Origin of the sequence: Nonomuraea sp. NPDC049758 (assembly GCF_040674635.1) — a bacterium.
Lineage (GTDB): Bacteria > Actinomycetota > Actinomycetes > Streptosporangiales > Streptosporangiaceae > Nonomuraea.
The window spans coordinates 18,164-34,454 of sequence record NZ_JBFAMZ010000012.1; the positions used below are offsets into that span (position 1 = coordinate 18,164).

A 16,291-nucleotide genomic window follows, 5' to 3' on the forward strand; every position below is an offset into this window, starting at 1 on the left:
CGGACACTGCGTTATCGGACACTGCGGATTCTCCAGATGAGGCAGGCGCCGAGCGCGGCGAAGGCCGCCGCGACGGCGTACATGAGCGGGTAGCCGCCCGCGGAGGTGACCAGGGGCGCGGCGATGACCGGCCCGAACGTGCTGGAGGCGGAGTTGGCCAGGCTGACGATCCCCAGGTCCTTGCCGCGGTCGGCGTCGGCGGGCAGGAGCTGGGTGACCATGGCCTGGTCCACGGCGGCGAACATGCCGTAGCCCGCGCCGAGCAGGACGCTGGCGGCGATCGCGGCGGGCCAGCTGGTCAGGCAGGTCAGCACGAGCCCGGAGGCGGCCATCGTGAGCCCGCCGACGAAGACGGCCGCGCGGCGGTTGCCGAACCGGTCCGACAACCAGCCCGCGACCAGGGTGGGCGCGACGCTGCTCAGCGTGAAGACGGCGACCAGCACCACGACGCCCTGCTCGACGGTGGAGCCGGGGAAGAGCGCCTCGTAGCCGACGCCGTCGCGCAGGTAGTACTGCAGGTAGCCGATGGCCATGGCGAGGGTGAGGGTGATCAGGAAGCGGCTCAGCCAGGCCCAGGCGAAGTCGGGGTGCTTGCGCGGGCTCACCTTGAAGCTGCGCAGCAGCGAGCGCGGCCCGAACGGCGGCAGGTCGGCCGGCGCGCTCGCGGGCTCCTTGGTGAACAGGCTGAACGGCAGCACCAGCAGCAGCACCAGGACGGCCATCGCGACGAACCCGGCCTGCGAGCCGGTCGCCACGACGGTGACCACGACGCCGCCCAGCAGCGGCCCGGCGAGCTGGCCCACGCCCGCCAGCGCCGAGGCCTTGCCGCGCTGGCTGATCGGCACCTGGTCGGGCACGGTGGCGATGGCGGTGGCGAGGGCGGCGGTGAAGGCGAGCTGGGCGACCGCCCAGCCGACGACCAGCCCGGCCAGGGAGTCCTGGCGGGACAGGAAGACCAGGGACGCGGCGCAGACCAGCGCGCCGCCCGCGATCCAGGGGCGGCGCCGGCCCATCCGGGCGCGGGTGCGGTCGGACAGGGCTCCGAACAGCGGGTTGGCCACGATCGTGCAGACGGCGGCGACGGCGAAGACCACCGCCAGCGACGCCTCCTTGTGCTGCGGATCGATGCGCGCCACGTGGGAGGGGAGCAGGATCTGGTTTCCGACGGTCATCGCCATGATGACCCCCATCTGGGCCAGCGCCAGCAGGGACATCCAGCCCGCGGACACCCGTCTGTCAGGCGCGAGGCGCGTTTCGGCCATGCAGGTCCTCCCTGGGGGGAACGTGAGAGGATGTCACGTTAGAACATGACAGGTCGTTATGTTAAGACTTGTTCGTGGAGAACCCCGGCATCCGACGGCGACCGGTCCAGAGGCGCAGCATCGACAGGGTCGAACGCATCCTCGACGCCTGCGCCCGCCTGCTGGACGAGGTCGGCCTGGACGCCCTGACGATCTCCGACGTCGCCAGGAGCGCCGGCGTGCCCTCCGGCACGATCTACCAGTTCTTCGACGGCAAGCCGGGCATGCTGCGCGAGCTCGCGCTGCGCAACCTGGAGGTGCTGCTGGCCCGGCTGCGGGCCAGGGTCGCCGAGGAGCCGCCGCTGACCTGGCCGCGGGCGGCGGAGCTGGTGCTGGCCGAGACGGTGGAGATGCGCAGGAGCGTGCCGGGCTTCACCGTGGTCGACTTCGCCGACACCCGGCCGGGCGGCCCGTCGTTCCTGCCCGCCGGGCGGGTGCGGGAGAGCGGGGACGTGCTGGCCGAGCGGCTCTACCACTTCGCGCTGGAGGAGGCGGGGCTGCCGGCGCTGCCGGATCCGTACCGGGTGATGCGGCTGGCGATCCAGTCCACGGCGGCGGTGTTGTACCTGACGTTCTCCGCGACGCCGCAGGGCGATCCGGCCATGATCGAGCAAGGACGCAGGCTGCTGCGGGCCTACTTCGTGGACGTGGCCTCAGAAACATTCCGGTAACAAGGATTGACCGTTCAAAACCGGACGAACTACCGTCTTCCACATTCTATAGAAAGCAGAATGCAGGAGGCGGTGCATGGACGCGACGGCACGCGCGGCGATCGTCACCGACGTCGCGGGAGCGGTGGAGGTGCGCGAGTACGGCCTGCCGCAGCCCGGTCCGGGAGAGTTCGTCCTGGAGGTCGAGCTGTGCGGCATGTGCGGCACGGACGCCCACATCTACCGGGGCCGGCTGGCCAGCGTGCGTTTCCCCGCGCTGCTCGGGCACGAGATCGTCGGCCGGCTGGCCGCGCTCGGCGACGGCGTCGCGACCGACCATGCGGGACGGCCGGTGGCCGTCGGCGACCGGGTGGGCGTCTTCCCGTCGCTGAGCTGCGGCCGGTGCTTCGAGTGCCAGGTGCGCCGCAGGCCGGGCAGCTGCCCGGACCGGCGGCCGTCCTACGGGTTCGCCTCCCCCGCCGACCGGCCGCCGCACCTGACCGGCGGCTTCGCCACCCACCTGTACGCCTCGAACGCGGGAACGGTGTTCTACCGGACCGATCTGCCCGCCGAGGTCGCCGTGCTGCAGGAGCCGCTGTCGGTGGCCCTGCACGGTGTGGAACGTTCCGCGATCCGGATCGGCTCCACCGTCGTGGTCCAGGGCGTCGGCGCGATCGGCCTGATGGCCGTGGTCGCCGCCCGCGCCGCCGGGGCGGCCAGGGTGGTCGCCGTCGGCGCGCCGGGCGCCCGGCTGGAACTGGCCGCGCTGCTCGGCGCGGACACCGTCGTCGATCTCGGTGAGGGACCCGCCGGGCGCCGCCGGGCGGTGTTCGACGCGCTGGGACGCGCCGGCGCCGACGCCGTCATCGGCACCGCGGGCTCCCCCGAGGCGTTCACCGAGGCGCTCGGCCTGGTCGCCGACGGCGGCGTGCTGGCCGAGCTGGGCAACTTCACCGACCGCGGCGCCGTCCCCTTCAACCCCTACAGCGACCTGCTGAAGCGGGACCTCACGATCGCCGGCGTCTACGGCGCCGGCCCCGACATGCAGCGCCGCTACCACCAGGCGCTGACGATCCTGGAACGCGGCGGCAGCCCCTTCGAGCGCGTGGTCAGCCACCGCGTGCCGCTCGGCCGGGTCCGCGAGGCGCTCGAGGCCCTGGGCTCGGGCCACCCGCTGGACGGCCGGGACGTCGTCAAGCTCGCCGTCGACCCCTCCGCCTGAAATCCCCCATTCCCCTCCGGGAGGACACCCGTGTTGAACAACACCCGGCTGGTCACGGCCGCGGCCGTGCTCGCGCTCAGCGTCGCCGCCTGCGGCTCGTCGTCGCAGGAGGTCGCGGCCGACGGCGGCGGCCTCGGCACGGCACAGGCCCCGGTGTCGATCCGCGTGATCGCCAACGACGCCTTCGCCAAGCAGTGGCAGGACAAGCTCGTGCCGGAGTTCGCCAAGAAGTACCCGAACATCAAGGTCACCGTCGACGGCATCCCCTACAACGACCAGCTGCCCAAGACGATGCTGGAGCTGACCGGCACCACCGCCACCTACGACGTGGTGCTCGCCGACGACCCCTGGCTGCCGCAGCTCGCCAAGACCGGCGCCCTGTACGACCTCAAGGGCCCCGAGCTGGCCAAGTGGAACGACCCCGGCTACGACTGGGCCGACTTCAACCCCTCGCCGCTGGCCGCCGGGGAGTGGGAGGGCAAGCAGTACGCCGTGCCCGTGCGCTCCAACCTGCTGCTGATGTTCTACAACAAGTCGCTGTACAAGAAGGCCGGCGTGGCCGAGCCGACCGCCCAGACGACCTGGGAGCAGTACTTCAAGGACGCCCCCAAGCTCGTCCAGGACACCGACGGCGACGGCAAGACCGACTCCTGGGCCGTGGGCACGTACTTCACCAAGGATCCGCTGACCCCCACCGTGTGGCAGACCGTGCTCAACTCCGACGGCGGCAAGATCCTGGACGGCACGAAGGTCGCCTTCGGCGGCCCGGCGGGCGTCAAGGCCCTGCAGACGCAGGTGGACCTGCTCAAGTACGCGCCGCCCGGAGCCAGCACGTACCAGTTCAACGAGCCGCTGGAGGCCTTCCGGCAGGGCAAGACGGCCACCATGTTCATGTGGGGCAGCGTCTACAAGGGCACCGCCGTGGACAAGGAGACCACCACCCTGACCCCCGAGCAGGTGGGCCTCACCACCCTGCCCGCCGGATCGACCGCGCCGGGCGCCCACCGCGGCATCTGGACGGCGGGCATCTCCAAGAAGTCCACGCACCCGGCCGCCGCCTGGACCTGGCTGCAGTGGGTGACCTCCAAGGAGGGCGAGCAGTTCACCGGCAAGGCGTTCGGCACCTTCCCCGCCCGCAACTCCAGCCTCGACGGCACGCCGCCGGCCGAGTGGGCCGGCCCGGTCTACAAGGCGCTCAAGGACGGCTACGAGGTCGTCTCCAAGGGTGAGATGTGGCGGCCCAGGCTGCCCGAGTCCGACGCCGTGCAGCAGATCCTGGCGCTGCAGACCAGCCGGGCCATGTCCGGGCAGGCCACCGCGCAGCAGGCGATCGACCAGGCCGCCAAGGAGATCGGCGACCTGCTGACGTCCAAGGGCTACAACCAGTGAGGCGTGCCCGACTGGGAGAGCCGGGCACGGCCTGGCTCTTCCTGGCCCCCGCCCTGCTGCTGCTGGCGGGCATGCTGCTCTACCCGATCCTCTACACGGCCTGGGTGAGCGTGTCCGACTTCGACCTGGCCTCCTTCCAGCCGTCCGGATGGGTCGGCTGGCGGCACTACGAGGCCGTGCTGCGCGATCCGGGCTTCCTGGACTCGCTCCGGGTCACCGGCGTCTACCTGGTGATCGCGCTGCCGCTGCAGATGGTGCTCGGGTTCGCCATCGCGTTCCTGCTCAACGTCGCCTGGCGGGGCCGGGGCGTGCTGCGCGCCCTGTTCCTCATCCCGATGGTGGTGGCCCCGGTGGTCGCCGGCGGCGTGTGGCGGATGTTGCTCGACCCGCTGTGGGGCGTCGTCAACTACGCCCTCGGCCTGGTCGGCGTCGGGCCCGTCGAGTGGATCGGCGACCCGACGCTGGCCATGGTCAGCCTGATCGTCATCGACACCTGGCGCTGGACGCCGTTCGTGGTGCTCATCGCCTCGGCCGGGATCATGGCCCTGCCCGGCGACGTGTACGAGGCCGCCCGCTCCGACGGCGCCGGCCGCTGGGCGATCCTGCGGCGCATCACGCTGCCGCTGCTGGTGCCGGTGATGGCCGCCGCGTTCGTGGTGCGCTGGCTGGGCGCGGTCAAGATGTTCGACATCGCGCTGGCCGCCACCAGGGGCGGGCCGGGCAACTCGACCAACGTCATCAACCTCTACATCTACGAGAAGGGGTTCCGGAGCCTGGAGTTCGGCTCGGCCTCCTCGATGGCGACGATCGTCCTGATCCTGACGATGCTGATCACCTTTGTCCTGTTCCGCGTGACCCGGCGTCTGGAGAACCGATGGTGAGACGGTATGCGGCCGTCACCGGGGCCGTCCTGGTGACGCTGGCCTTCCTGTTCCCCGTGCTCTACATGGTCTCGATCTCGTTCAAGCTGCCCAGGGACATCTTCACGGTGCCGCCGCGCTGGCTGAGCGAGTTCACCCTCGACAACTACGTCAGCTACTTCCAGCAGGCGCGCATCCTGCCCCGCATGGTCAACACGGTCATCGTGGCGGCCGGCGCCTCGGCCATCTCCATGGTCGCCGGCTCGATGGCCGGGTACGCGCTGTCGCGGCTGCGGATGCGCGGCGCGGGCGTGGTGGGCGGGCTGATCCTGGCCTCGCGCGCGGTGCCGCCGATCGCGCTGGTGGTGCCGCTGTTCCTGGTGGCCAGGAAGCTCGGGCTGACCGACCAGTACATCACCGTGATCCTGGCGTACGTGACCTTCCTGGTGCCGTACGTGGTGTGGCTGATGCGGGCCTTCTTCCGCGGGCTGCCCAAGGAGCTGGAGGAGGCGGCGATGATCGACGGCTGCTCGCGGTTCGGGGCGTTCTTCCGGATCATCGTGCCGACGAGCCTGACCGGCCTGGTCTCGACGTTGATCTTCTGCATCATCCTGGCCTGGGAGGAGCTGCTGTTCGCGCTGATCCTCACCAACGACCGGGCGGTCACCATCCCCGTCGCCATCGCCGGGATCGCGGCCGACACCGAGAAGGGCGGGATGTGGGGGCCGCTGGCCGCGGTCGGCGTGCTGACCGTGCTGCCCGTCGTGGTCTTCGCGCTGCTGGTGCAGAAGTACCTGATCAAGGGTCTCGCGGACGGCGCGACCAAGGGGTGAGGAGCCGATGAGGATCACAGACGTCCGCGCGCGGGTCATCGAGCTGCCCTATCCCCGGCCGTTCGCGCCGTCGTGGGCCCCGGAGGGCGCGCACCGGGCGATGTCGGCGGTCATCGTCGAGGTCGAGACCGACGAGGGCATCGTCGGGGTGTCCGGCGGCGACATGGGCCACGGCACCGGGCCGATGCTGCTGGAGGCGATCCGCGGCTGGATCCGCCCGCAGCTGGTCGGCCTGGACGCCTTCGACACCACGCACGTCGCCAACCGGCTGCGGTACGTGGCCGAGTACGTCTTCCCCCGGCCGTGGGTCGTCGGCGTCGCCGTGTGGGACGCCGTCGGCAAGGCCTGCGGGCAGCCGCTGTACAAGCTCTGGGGCGGGCACTCGGGAGCTGTCCGCGCGTACGCGAGCTTCGGCGAACTCCGCGACCCGGCCCAGCGGGCCGAGGACGCCCTGGCCGCCGTCGAACGGGGCTTCCAGGGGATCAAGCTGCGCGTGCACGCGGCCACGATCGCCGAGGACGTGCGGCAGGTCGCCGCCGTGCGCGAGGCGGTCGGCCCCGACGTGGCGATCATGGTGGACGCCAACCAGGCGGCCGCCCGCTGGCGCTACGCCCCCGACGGCACCCGCCTGATCTGGGACTTCGAGCGCGCCCTCACCACCGCCAAGGAGCTGGCCGGGCTCGGTGTGGCGTGGCTGGAGGAGCCGCTGCCCCGGCACGACTACCGCGCCCTGTGCGAGCTGACCGCGGCCTCGCCGATCCCGATCGCGGGCTGCGAGCACAACCGGGGCATCGGCCAGCTCGTGCGCATGCTGGAGGATGGTTGCTTCGACATCTTTCAGCCCGACGCGAACGAGAGCGAGGAGATCGGCGCGCTGCGCGACTTCGGCGCCATGGCCGCCGCCCGGCAGCGCAAGGTCATCCCGCACGCCTGGGCCACCGGGCTCGGCGTGGCGGGCAACCTGCAACTTTGCGCCTCGCTGCCGAACTGCGACTGGCTGGAGTACCCCTACGATCCGCCGGTGATCGTCCCGGAGGTGTTCCACGCCATGCTGACCGAACCGCTGCTGCCCGACTCCCGCGGTCTCGTCGCCGTTCCGACGGGGCCCGGAATCGGTGTAGAGCTGGACCACGCGGCGATCGAGCCGCTCACCGTCCAGCGGGTCTGAAGGGCTCCTCAACCATGGCCGAATCGCGTTCCCCCTTCCGCACCAAGGCGGATCTTGCGGCGGAGCACATCAAACATCTGATCATGAGCGGCGAGGCGCCTCCCGGCACGAAGATCACCACCAGGGTGGTGGCCGAGGCCGTGGGCATCAGCGAGACGCCCGTGCGCGAGGCGATCAAACAGCTCTGCTCCGAGGACTGGCTGGTCGAGCGCCCGCACGTCGGCGCCGTGGTCGCCGAGCTCACGGTGGCCAACGTGCGCGAGCTCTACAGCGTCCGGGCCGCGCTCACCGCGCTGGCGCTGGAGCTGGGCGGCATGCCGCTGGAGGGCGCGCGGCTGGCCGAGGTCGACGCGGTGCTCGCCGAGTGCGAGACCGCCGTCGCCCGCGAGGACGTCGCCGCCTTCGCCCGCCTCAACCGGCGCTTCCACTCCCTGCTGTGCGACACCGAGCACAGCAAGCTCACCCACCGCATGCTGCAGAGCCTGTGGGCCCGCACGGAGACCGCCCAGCGCGGCTTCCGCCTGGTGCCCTGGCGGCTGCCCAAGTCGCACGCCGAGCACATCGCCATCAGGAACGCCCTGGTCGAGGGCGACATCCCGCTGGCGGGCAGGCTGCAGCACGCGCACGAGATGGCCGCCATGAAGGCCCTCATCGAAGGAATCCAGGAGACACATGGCTGACACCCGCAAGGCTCTCATCGGAGCCGCATGGCAGGAGGCCGACCAGACCTTCACCGTCCGCTCCCCCGCCACCGGCGAGCCGCTGGCGCAGGTCGCCGACTGCGGCCCCGAACTGGCCACGCAGGCGGTCGACGCGGCCGCGGCGGCGCTGCCCGGCTGGCGGGCCATGCCCGCCCACGAGCGCGCCGGCCTCATGCGGGCCGCCGCCGGCGAGCTGACCGCGCGGGCGGACCGGATCGCCGCGATCATGACGGCCGAGCAGGGCAAGCCGCTCGCCGAGGCGACCGGCGAGGTGCTCTCGGGCGCCGACCACCTGTTGTGGGCCGCCGAGGAGACCCGCCGCCTGTACGGCGAGACCGTGCCCGGCGCGCACGAGGGCAACCGCATCTGGCTGCTGCCCGAGCCGGTCGGCGTGGTAGCGGGCATCACGCCGTGGAACTTCCCGGTCTCGATGATCACCCGCAAGCTCGGCCCGGCGCTGGCCGCCGGCTGCACGGTCGTGCTCAAACCGGCCGAGCAGACCCCGCTGTCGGCGATCGCGGTGGCCGAGGCGTTCGTCGCGGCCGGGCTGCCGCCGGGCGTGTTCAACCTGGTCACCACGTCCCGGCCGGCCGGGTTCGGCCAGGCGGTGATGACCGACCCGCGGGTGCGCAAGGTGTCCTTCACCGGCTCCACCGAGGTCGGCCGCGAGCTGATCAGGCAGAGCGCCCACGACGTCAAGCGGCTCAGCGTCGAGCTGGGCGGGCACGCGCCCGTGCTGGTCTTCCCCGACGCAGACCCGGTCGCCGCCGCCCGCGCGGCGGCCCGCAGCAAGTTCCTCAACGCCGGGCAGGCCTGCACCTCGCCCAACCGGATCTTCGTCCACTCCTCGCTGGCCGCCGCCTTCACCGACGAGCTGGTGCGCCAGGCGCGGGCGGCCGAGCTGGGCCCGCTCATCGACGAGGCGGCCGTGGCCAAGGTGAGCCGGCACGTCGAGGACGCCGTCGCGAAGGGCGCGGCCGTCCTGACCGGCGGGCGGCGTCCGGAGGGGGCGGGCACGTACTACCCGGCGACCGTGCTGGGCGGGGTGAGCGAGGACATGCTGGTCTGCCGCGAGGAGACGTTCGGGCCGGTCGCGCCGGTGCTGGAGTTCGACGACTGCGACAAGGTCGTCGAACGCGCCAACGCCACCCCGTACGGGCTGACCGCCTACGTGTGGACCAACGACCTGACCAGGACCCTGCGCGTGGCCGAGGAGCTGCAGTTCGGCATGGTCACCGTGAACGGCGGCCCGCTGGCGCCGCCGCAGGCGCCGTTCGGCGGGATCAAGAGCAGCGGCTACGGGCGCGAGGGCGGCCACCACGGGGTGGCCGACTACCTGGAGTACAAGTACCTCAGCGTGGGGCTGGGACGATGACGGAGAGCACGATGAAGACGAGCCCGCGCGCGGTCGCCGAGCGCGAGATCACCCGCCGGGTCGACCTGTGCCTGCCCGACGGGCGGCTCAACCCGGCCGCGGTCGGCTGGAGCCGCACCCCGCTGCACCGCGCCAACATCCGCGGCTGGGGCCGCACCATGCGCTGGGACTACTGGTGCGTCACCAGCCCCGGCCACGTGTTCGCCTTCAGCGCCAGCAGCCTCGACTACCTGGCCGGCGAGTCGGCGTTCTTCCTCGACCGGCGCACCGGCGAGCAGGTCTCCAGCCGGGGCCTGCTCGTCCCGGCCAGGGGCGTGGCCTTCTCCGAGCGCGGCGGCGAGGGCAGCGTGCGCATCGGCGCCGGCCCGGTGCGCATCAGCGTCGACGAGACCGCCGACGGCACCCGGCTGCGGCTCAAGTCCGCCGAGATCGCCGCCGACGTGCTGGTGCGCCGGGTGCCGGGCCGCGAGAGCCTGTCGGTCGTGGTGCCCTGGGGCCCGCGCCGCTTCCAGTACACGGTCAAGGACGTCGGCCGGCCCGCCGAGGGCACCGTGCGCGTGGGCGGCCTGACCTACGAGTTCGACCCCGCCGACGCCCTGGCCACGCTCGACCTCGGGCGCGGGCGCTGGCCCGGCGACATCCGCTGGAACTGGGGCGCCGCCGCCGGACGGCCCGGCGGCCGCGACGTCGCCCTGCAGATCGGCGGCAAGTGGACCGACGGCACCGGCAGCGTGGAGAACGGCCTGATCCTCGACGGCCGCCTGCACAAGATCAGCGAGGAGCTGGTCTGGCGGTACGACACCACCGACTGGCGGGCGCCCTGGCGCATCGAGGGCGAGCGCGTGGACCTGGAGTTCGTCCCCGAGCACGTGCGCGAGGCCGACGTGCGGCGCGCGTTCTACATGCGCAGCCAGGAGGCCCAAGCGTTCGGTCACTACCGCGGCACGGTCGTCGCCGACGACGGCGAGCGCGTCACGGTCGACGGCCTGTACGGCTGGGCCGAGGAGGTCTACCGGCGCTGGTAGCGCCGTCAGGCGTCGCGGTCGTCGTGGATGACCTCGCCGCGGATGACCTCGCCGTGCACGACCTTGCCGCCCTGCGGGGCCCGGTCCACGCCGGGCGCCGACGGGAACATGTTCGCGTACGGCGAGGCCGCCGCCACCCGCTTGACCCGCCGGTCGAAGAACGACGACGCCAGCCGCCGCATCAGCGGCCGGGTGAAGGGCAGCACGAAGACGAAGCCGACGACGTCGGTGAAGAAGCCCGGGATCATCAGCAGGGCGCCGCCGGCCAGCACCAGGCCACCGTCGGCCAGCTCCCGGTCGGGCACCCGGCCCTCCGACAGCGCCGCCTGCAGACGCCGCCACACCCGGCGGCCCTCGCGGCGCACCAGCCAGGCGCCCAGCAGGCTGCCCGCGACGAGCAGGCCGACGGTCGGCCATCCGCCGATCATCGATCCGACCTGGATCAGCAGCCAGACCTCCAGCACCGGGACGCCCAGCAGGGCCAGCAACAGCAGCAGCCGCATCGTTTCCTCGATTCCGCGCACACGTACATCAGGAACAACGTCCGGCGGGCCGCGCGCGTTCCTGGACGCGGATGCTCAGCGCCCGTCAGCCGCCGGTCAGCCGCGGGTGCGGCGCAGGCGGCGGGGCAGGCCGGTGACGCCCCACATGCCGATGCGCCACAACGCCTCGGACATGACCTTGCCGTTCATCTTGCTCTTGCCGACCGTGCGCTCGACGAACGTGATCGGCACCTCCACCACCCGCAGCCCGTGCCTGGACGTGCGGAGCGTGAGGTCGACCTGGAAGCAGTAACCCTGCGACTCGACCCCGGCCAGGCCCACCTTCTCCAGCGTGGCGGCCCGGTAGGCGCGGAAACCGGCGGTGGCGTCGCGCACCGGCAGGCCGAGCATCACCCGGGTGTAGATGTTGGCGCCCTTGGACAGCAGCTCGCGCCGGTGGGGCCAGTTGACCACCTTGCCGCCGGGCACGTAGCGGGAGCCGATCGCCAGGTCGGCGCCGTCGGCCAGCGCCTGCAGCAGCTTGGGCAGCTCCTCGGGCTGGTGGGAGCCGTCGGCGTCCATCTCGACCAGCACGTCGTAGCCCTCGCCCAGGCCCCAGCGGAACCCGGCGATGTAGGCCGCGCCGAGCCCCTGCTTGCCCGGCCGGTGCAGCACGTGGACGTGCTCGTCGGCCTCGGCCAGGGCGTCGGCGACCTCGCCGGTGCCGTCGGGGCTGTTGTCGTCGGCCACCAGCACGTGGGCGTCCGGCACGGCGGCGCGCACCCGCGCGACGATCGCGGGCAGGTTGTCGCGCTCGTTGTAGGTCGGGACGACGACGAGCACCCGGCCGACAGTCTCCATCATGAGCCGTTCCCCATTCGGTCGCCTCGCCTGCCGCGCCGTGCGGCGACTCCGACAGCCACCGCTCCCATCAACATCAATGCCCATTCAGGAAGCTCGCCCACCTTTGTGGCGATCGTTTCCTGGGTGCGTACGGGCACCTTGACCACGTTCATGTCAGGGACAAGTTCACGGGTCTGCCAGGAGACCTTACCGTCAGGCGTGACATATGCGGAGATCCCGGTCGTGGCGGCCGTGACGACGGCCCTGTTGTGCTCGACGGCCCGCAGCTTGGACATCGCGAGCTGCTGCGGGGGCAGGTTGGACAGCGCGTAGCTGGCGTTGTTGGTCTGCACCACCAGCGGGGTGCCACCGGCGCGCACGGTGCCGCGCACGGTGTCGTCATAGGCCACCTCGTAGCAGTTGACCGCGCCGATGGTGACCGGGCCGAGCTTCAGGTCGCCCGGCTTGGTGCCCGGGACCGACTGGCGGCCGACCAGGTTGGCCCGCTCCCACAGGGCCAGCACGATCTCCTTGAACGGCGTGTACTCCCCGAACGGCACCAGGTGCTGCTTGTCGTAGTAGGCGCCGGGACCGCTCACCGGGTCCCACACCAGGCTGCGCGTGGCGCGGTACTCGTCGCCGATGGCCACGACGGCGCCGACCAGGGTGGGGACGCCGACGTACTTGACCGACTCGTCGATGACCTGGCGGGCGAAGGCGCTGGTGTAGGGGTCGATGTCGGTGGAGTTCTCGGGCAGGACGACGATGTCGGGCTTGGGCAGGGCCCCGGCGCGCACGGCGTCGGCCAGGCGTTTGGTCTCCTCGGCGTGGTTGCGCAGGACGACGGCCGGCTCGTCGCCGAGCGGGTGCATGCCGCGCCCCGGGACGTTGCCCTGCACGATGCCGACGTTGATCGAGCGGCCCTCGTCGCCCGGCCTCGGGATGGCCGGCGTGAGCAGCGGCACGGCCAGCGCCACGGCCACCGGGACGGCCCTGCGCACCGCTTTGCTCACGGCCTTGCCCGCTGCTTTGTCCGCGGTGGCGGCGGGCCGCACCAGGACGGCGTGGGCCAGCAGGGCGCCGCACAGCGTGACGGCGAAGGACACCAGCGGCGCGCCGCCCAGCGCGGCGTAGGAGGTGAACAGCGACTCGCCCTGGCTGAAGGCCACCCGCGCCCACGGGAAGCCGCCGACGGGCACCAGGCCGCGGGCCCACTCCATCATCACCCACAGCGCGCCGAACCACACCGGCCACAGCCGCAGCCGGAACACCAGGGCCGCCAGTGCGGCCATGACGGCGTAGAACACGCTCTCGGTGGCCACCAGCATGACCCAGACGTCGTCGCCGATCGTGCGCACCCAGGCCAGGGCCGGGAACAGGAACACGGCGGCGCCCAGATAACCCAGCCACGCGGCGCGCCGGGGACGGGCGCGGTAGAGGCCGGCGACGATCAGCCCGATGCCGACCGGCGCGCACAGCCACCAGTCGAGCGGCGGGAAGGCGGTGTAGAGCAGCAGCCCGCCGGCGACCACGGCCGCGACCCGCGCGACCAGGACCCACCGGCCCTCGCCCTTGGCGCGAACGCCGTCGCCCGCACCCGAAGAAGCGGCGGTGTCGGTGTCGGCGGCGGTGTCGGGGGCGTCCGCCTCGGGAGCCGGTTCGCGCCCGGGGACGGGCGGAACGCTCGTCTTGTCCTGAACCACGCCGGGTCTCCTCGCAAAAATCGCACGCCTGCTTGCGAAAACGCTACCGCCCCGGGGCCGCGCTCAAGCCAGCGACGCACGCGGAAGATCGAAACCGGCCGCTCACAGGCGGCCGGCTGGGTGATCCCGTTCGGGACGGGATCACCCGGCGCGATCCGCGATCCAGCGCACGAGAGCGGGAAGAGGGCCCGGAAACCCTTCGGACCGGACCCGTCTCGTCGGCGGCGAGCGCGGAATTCCGTTGTCTACTGGGCTCCCGGACCCGTCCCGGGTCCAACCCCCCAACCGGTTGGGGTGCCCCGACTCGACGGACCGACGGCCCTGCACCTGGCTGTGTGGACGAAGTCACGCTCCGTCACGGACGCAGGATCCGGCGATGTCAGAGACGGCCAACCGGCCAAGTCCCGTGCTGGACTGCGCAGCAAACTACCGACTCCACCTCAGATGTCAACCGTGTCCCGATCAGCGGGAACATCAAGTTTCCGCAGGTGGGACATGTTCGGCCTGCCGTCGTAAAGCGGGTCAAAGCCCATTTGCCGACGTCGGGGACCTGCCCGGCAGGCCCGACAGCGCCTGCGACAACGGCCCTTCGTGGACGACGCCCAGCCGTTGCGTGGCACGCGTCAGAGCAACATACAGGTCGCTCGGCCCGCGTGGCGACTGGGCGGCGATGAGGTCCGGCTCGGCCACGATCACCGAGTCGAACTCCAGGCCCTTGGCGTCGGCCACGCCCATCACCGCCAGGGGCGCGTCCAGGGCGGCGGCCCCGGCGGCACGTCCGGCGCCGGACGTGACCACCGCGGCGCCCTCCACCGCCGCGACCAGCCGCGCGCCGAGCGTCTCCAGCAGCGCGTCGGGCACCACCACGGCGACCTTGCCGCCCTCCCCGACCTCGGCCCTGGCCAGCTCGGGCAGCGCGGGCAGCGGCGCCGACCAGGGCCGCGCGCCGAGCTCGCGCACGGACGTCGGCGCCTCCAAGGCCGGGTCGATGGTGGCCAGCACCCGCGCGGCCACCTCCATGAGCTCCACGGGCGTGCGGTAGTTGACCGTCAGCCGCTCCTGGCGCCAGCGCCCGGCCACGTACGGGTCCAGCACCTGCGCCCACGAGCGCGCCCCCGCCGCCGAGCCGGTCTGGGCGATGTCGCCGACGATCGTCATCGACCGCGTCGGGCAGCGCCGCATGACCGCCCGCCAGGCCATCGGCGACAGCTCCTGCGCCTCGTCCACGATCACGTGCCCGTAGGCCCAGGTGCGGTCGGCGGCGGCGCGTTCGGCGGTGGTGAGGTAGGGGCCGTCGCCGCGCTGGCGCTCGGCCAGCCGCTCGGCCTCCATGACGTCGGACAGGCCGGTCAGCTCCAGCACCTCGCGCGCGTAGGCCAGCTCTGCCTCGCGCTGGTGCTCCTCGGCCTGGCGGGCCGCGGCCAGCTCCTCCTCGGCCTGCATCGCCGAGGCGCGCAGCACGTGCTCGTCGATGTCGCCCAGCAACTCGGCGGCCTCGTCCAGCAGCGGCACGTCGGCGTCGGTCCACTCGGCCGAGTCGCGGCGCAGCAGCGCCCTCTCCGCGGGGCTGAGGACGCCCCCCGCCGCGTCGAGCCGCTCGGGCGACCCGTACAGGCCGAGCAGCAGCCGCTGGGGCGTCAGGTACGGCCACAGCCGGTTGAGCGCCGCCTTGACCACTGGCTCGGTCCGCAGTTCCTCGCGCAGGTCGGCCAGTTCGTCGTCGTCGATGAGCCCCTTGCCGATCTTGCGGGCCTGCTGCCGGGCCAGCGCGTTCAGCAGCGACCTGACGAACACCGCGCGCGCCTGGTTGTGCGGGCGGCGCGAGCGCACGGCCTTGTTCCTGGCCGCGTCGAGCATGGCGCGGTCGACGGTGAGCGTCAGCCGGCCCATCGTCAGCTCGATGGGCTTGCGCGGCACCTTCTGCCGCTCGCGCACCGCGCGCTCGATCACCTGGGCCATCCGCGCGTCGCCCTTGACCGCGGCCACCTCCGGACGGTCGCGCCGGGTGGCGGTCACGCCCGGGTACAGCTCGCCCACGGTGGACAGCAGCACGTCGGTCTCGCCGAGCGAGGGCAGGACCTGCTCGATGTAGCGCAGGAAGGTGAGGTTGGGGCCGAGGATGAGCACGCCCCGGCGCTCCAGGCGCTCCCGGTGGGTGTAGAGCAGGTAGGCGGCCCGGTGCAGGGCCACGACGGTCTTGCCCGTGCCGGGGCCGCCCTGCACGACCAGGACGCCGTTGAGGTCGCTGCGGATGACGCGGTCCTGCTCGGCCTGGATGGTGGCGACGATGTCGCGCATCCGGCCGGTGCGGCGCTCGTCCAGGGCGGCCAGCAGCGCGGCCTCGCCGTTGAGGGTGGCGCGGTCGTCGTCGGTGAGCGCGTCGAGGTCGAGCAGGTCGTCGTCGACGCCGACGACGCTGCGTTCCCTGGTCTGCAGGTGGCGGCGCCTGGTCACGCCCATGGGTGCGGCGGGGGTGGCGCGGTAGAACGGCTGCGCGACGGGCGCGCGCCAGTCGATGAGCAGGCGGCGTTGCTCGTCGTCGGTGAGGCCGAGCTTGCCGATGTAGAGCCGGCCCTCCTCGACGTGGTCGAGCCGGCCGAAAACCAGGCCGCGCTCCACCGCCCAGAGCCGGGCCAGCCGCCCGGCGTACATGTCGGCGAAGGAGTCGCGCTCGGATCTGTTCTGCATCGTGCCGACGGCGCCCGTGGCCAGCACCTCCTTGAGCCGGCGCTGGGTGCG

Annotated in this window: 14 protein-coding genes; 9 read left to right on the plus strand and 5 right to left on the minus strand. The window is 72.4% G+C overall.

Annotated elements, in window-relative coordinates:
- Positions 1 to 11: 11 nt before the first annotated feature.
- On the minus strand, positions 12 to 1,262 hold the full coding sequence (locus AB0J46_RS28965) for an MFS transporter (RefSeq protein ID WP_364337276.1): 1,251 nt from the start codon (positions 1,260 to 1,262) through the stop codon (positions 12 to 14).
- 74 nt (positions 1,263 to 1,336) lie between these two features.
- Here AB0J46_RS28965 and AB0J46_RS28970 point away from each other — a divergent pair, with 74 nt between their 5' ends.
- The 9 genes from AB0J46_RS28970 to AB0J46_RS29010 all read left to right on the plus strand — a co-directional run bounded on the left by AB0J46_RS28970 (position 1,337) and on the right by AB0J46_RS29010 (position 10,524).
- The gene (locus AB0J46_RS28970; protein WP_352324949.1) at positions 1,337 to 1,972 is read left to right on the plus strand and encodes a TetR/AcrR family transcriptional regulator; all 636 of its coding nucleotides are present in this window, start codon (positions 1,337 to 1,339) and stop codon (positions 1,970 to 1,972) included.
- Between the two features lie 76 nt (positions 1,973 to 2,048).
- Positions 2,049 to 3,173 carry an alcohol dehydrogenase catalytic domain-containing protein gene (locus AB0J46_RS28975; RefSeq protein ID WP_364337278.1) on the plus strand — a complete coding sequence of 375 codons (1,125 nt, stop codon included), beginning with the start codon at positions 2,049 to 2,051 and terminating at the stop codon, positions 3,171 to 3,173.
- A 30-nt stretch (positions 3,174 to 3,203) separates the two neighbouring features.
- A complete protein-coding gene (locus AB0J46_RS28980; protein ID WP_364337280.1) occupies positions 3,204 to 4,562 on the plus strand; it encodes a sugar ABC transporter substrate-binding protein in 1,359 nt (452 codons plus the stop codon).
- Positions 4,559 to 5,443 (plus strand): sugar ABC transporter permease, encoded by an 885-nt coding sequence (locus tag AB0J46_RS28985; RefSeq protein WP_364337283.1) that lies wholly within the window; start codon positions 4,559 to 4,561, stop codon positions 5,441 to 5,443. The genes AB0J46_RS28980 and AB0J46_RS28985 overlap by 4 nt, the downstream gene beginning before the upstream one ends.
- Entirely contained in the window at positions 5,437 to 6,255 is an 819-nt protein-coding gene (locus AB0J46_RS28990; RefSeq protein ID WP_352324937.1) for a carbohydrate ABC transporter permease, read from the plus strand. The genes AB0J46_RS28985 and AB0J46_RS28990 overlap by 7 nt, the downstream gene beginning before the upstream one ends.
- Positions 6,256 to 6,262: 7 nt before the next feature.
- Positions 6,263 to 7,423 carry a mandelate racemase/muconate lactonizing enzyme family protein gene (locus AB0J46_RS28995; RefSeq protein ID WP_364337285.1) on the plus strand — a complete coding sequence of 387 codons (1,161 nt, stop codon included), beginning with the start codon at positions 6,263 to 6,265 and terminating at the stop codon, positions 7,421 to 7,423.
- A 14-nt stretch (positions 7,424 to 7,437) separates the two neighbouring features.
- A complete protein-coding gene (locus AB0J46_RS29000) occupies positions 7,438 to 8,103 on the plus strand; it encodes a GntR family transcriptional regulator (RefSeq protein WP_364337287.1) in 666 nt (221 codons plus the stop codon).
- Complete coding sequence (locus tag AB0J46_RS29005; protein WP_364337289.1) at positions 8,096 to 9,499, plus strand: NAD-dependent succinate-semialdehyde dehydrogenase; 1,404 nt, start codon at positions 8,096 to 8,098, stop codon at positions 9,497 to 9,499. The genes AB0J46_RS29000 and AB0J46_RS29005 overlap by 8 nt, the downstream gene beginning before the upstream one ends.
- Before the next feature lie 11 nt (positions 9,500 to 9,510).
- Positions 9,511 to 10,524, plus strand: a complete 1,014-nt coding sequence (locus AB0J46_RS29010; protein WP_364337291.1) for a DUF2804 domain-containing protein — start codon at positions 9,511 to 9,513, stop codon at positions 10,522 to 10,524.
- A 5-nt stretch (positions 10,525 to 10,529) separates the two neighbouring features.
- Here AB0J46_RS29010 and AB0J46_RS29015 read toward each other — a convergent pair whose 3' ends face one another.
- The 4 genes from AB0J46_RS29015 to AB0J46_RS29030 all read right to left on the minus strand — a co-directional run bounded on the left by AB0J46_RS29015 (position 10,530) and on the right by AB0J46_RS29030 (position 16,267).
- Positions 10,530 to 11,027 (minus strand): FxsA family protein, encoded by a 498-nt coding sequence (locus AB0J46_RS29015; RefSeq protein WP_364337293.1) that lies wholly within the window; start codon positions 11,025 to 11,027, stop codon positions 10,530 to 10,532.
- Positions 11,028 to 11,123: 96 nt separating this feature from the next.
- Complete coding sequence (locus AB0J46_RS29020) at positions 11,124 to 11,870, minus strand: polyprenol monophosphomannose synthase (protein ID WP_364337295.1); 747 nt, start codon at positions 11,868 to 11,870, stop codon at positions 11,124 to 11,126.
- On the minus strand, positions 11,867 to 13,552 hold the full coding sequence (gene lnt / locus AB0J46_RS29025) for an apolipoprotein N-acyltransferase (RefSeq protein ID WP_364337297.1): 1,686 nt from the start codon (positions 13,550 to 13,552) through the stop codon (positions 11,867 to 11,869). Before lnt ends, AB0J46_RS29020 begins: the two co-directional genes overlap by 4 nt.
- A gap of 522 nt (positions 13,553 to 14,074) precedes the next feature.
- Entirely contained in the window at positions 14,075 to 16,267 is a 2,193-nt protein-coding gene (locus tag AB0J46_RS29030) for an ATP-binding domain-containing protein (protein WP_364337299.1), read from the minus strand.
- Positions 16,268 to 16,291 lie beyond the last annotated feature (24 nt).

Excerpts from the sequence above, each read along its gene's own strand:
- AB0J46_RS29010 (WP_364337291.1), top strand. The coding sequence starts at position 9,511 with ATGAAGACGAGCCCGCGCGCGGTCGCCGAGCGCGAGATCACCCGCCGG.
- AB0J46_RS28990 (WP_352324937.1), top strand. The coding sequence starts at position 5,437 with ATGGTGAGACGGTATGCGGCCGTCACCGGGGCCGTCCTGGTGACGCTG.
- AB0J46_RS29000 (WP_364337287.1), top strand. The coding sequence starts at position 7,438 with ATGGCCGAATCGCGTTCCCCCTTCCGCACCAAGGCGGATCTTGCGGCG.
- AB0J46_RS29020 (WP_364337295.1), bottom strand. The coding sequence starts at position 11,870 with ATGATGGAGACTGTCGGCCGGGTGCTCGTCGTCGTCCCGACCTACAAC.
- AB0J46_RS28965 (WP_364337276.1), bottom strand. The coding sequence starts at position 1,262 with ATGGCCGAAACGCGCCTCGCGCCTGACAGACGGGTGTCCGCGGGCTGG.
- AB0J46_RS28975 (WP_364337278.1), top strand. The coding sequence starts at position 2,049 with ATGGACGCGACGGCACGCGCGGCGATCGTCACCGACGTCGCGGGAGCG.
- AB0J46_RS29015 (WP_364337293.1), bottom strand. The coding sequence starts at position 11,027 with ATGCGGCTGCTGCTGTTGCTGGCCCTGCTGGGCGTCCCGGTGCTGGAG.
- AB0J46_RS29005 (WP_364337289.1), top strand. The coding sequence starts at position 8,096 with ATGGCTGACACCCGCAAGGCTCTCATCGGAGCCGCATGGCAGGAGGCC.
- AB0J46_RS28995 (WP_364337285.1), top strand. The coding sequence starts at position 6,263 with ATGAGGATCACAGACGTCCGCGCGCGGGTCATCGAGCTGCCCTATCCC.